At 39.8% G+C, this 1,317-nt stretch carries 1 protein-coding gene; it reads right to left on the bottom strand.

Going from position 1 to position 1,317, the window contains the following annotated elements:
* Positions 1–15: 15 nt before the first annotated feature.
* Positions 16–1,227, bottom strand: a complete 1,212-nt coding sequence (locus ACM03V_RS34380) for an RNA-guided endonuclease InsQ/TnpB family protein (RefSeq protein WP_414625297.1) — start codon at positions 1,225–1,227, stop codon at positions 16–18.
* Between the last annotated feature and the right edge of the window lie 90 nt (positions 1,228–1,317).

Here is a 1,317-nt window from a genome sequence, read left to right on the forward strand (position 1 = left end):
TTGACACTCTCCGTCCTATAAGGACGAAGATTCTTCATTCATAGAATCAACTTGCTCACACAGGATTTCTCCAGCATGAGTAGAGGTCGAATCTCCTGAAGCGTTCGGATCTAAAATCCAAGTTCCGGTATGCCCTACCGTACTCAAGGCTAGTCTCAGAATATTAATAGCAGCATTCCAATCTCTATCAAGTACAAATCCACACTCACAAACATGAGTTCTTGTAGATAAAGACTTTTTAACTAATGCTCCGCAATTAGAACATTTTTGTGATGTGTAGGCAGGATTAACTGCTACAGTTGTCCTACCAAACTTCACCCCAAAATACTCTAACCATTTTCTGAACTGATACCAACCAGCATCATTAATAGATTTAGCGAGACAGTGATTTTTTACTAAATTCTTAATCCTCAAATCTTCATAGGCGACCAAATCGTAAGATTTGATTACGCAACGCGCTACTTTTTTAGCGTGTTCTTCACGTTGCCTACTTATTCTGAGGTGTACTCGCCCTAACTTATTAATAGCTTTCCTGCGATTAGTAGAACCTTTTTGCTTGCGAGAAACACGTCTTTGTTTAAACTTTAAACGTTTCTCTCCTGCGCGATAAAACCGACAGTTAGGTTCACTATGCCCGTTACTGTCTGTGTAAAACTCTTTTAAGCCAACATCCAAACCGATGGTTTTACCAGTCGGTTGTGCAACTACATTATTGTCTACACTAACTAAAAATTGAACATAGTAGCCGTCAGCACGACGCACTAACCTGACCCGTTTTATCTGTTCTAATTGATAGAAGTTTAAATCCCACGTTCCTTTAAGTTTTAACTTGCCAATACCTTTTTTGTCGGTAAAGATTATCTGCTTTCTGGTTTCCGATAACTTCCACCCGCTTGTTTTATATTCCGCCGAACGATTGTTTTTCTTGAACCTGGGGTATCCCTTTTTTCCGGGAATACCTTTCTTGCAGTTGTCGTAGAACCTAGCTATGGAGCTATAAGCTCTTTCTACTCCTACTTGACAAGCATGAGAGTTTAAGTATGAAGCAAAGGAATATTCAGCCCTTAACGCAGTGTTGTAGCGATATAGCTCTTTTTGTCCTACACTTCGGTTATCCATCCAAAAACGGATACACTTATTGCGGACGAATTGAACCGTCTTAATCGCTTCGTCCACGGCTGCATATTGAGTTGTTTTCCCTTTTGCTTTAAACTCTAAAACTATCATTTGACGTGGAAAACTGCTACGGCAATTAGTATAGCATGATTAAAGCCGTTCTAGAAGAACGAGGCTTGTATCCCATTGTTTTCGGTCAAA

This window comes from Calothrix sp. CCY 0018, assembly GCF_963920925.1.
Classification (GTDB): domain Bacteria; phylum Cyanobacteriota; class Cyanobacteriia; order Cyanobacteriales; family Nostocaceae; genus Rivularia.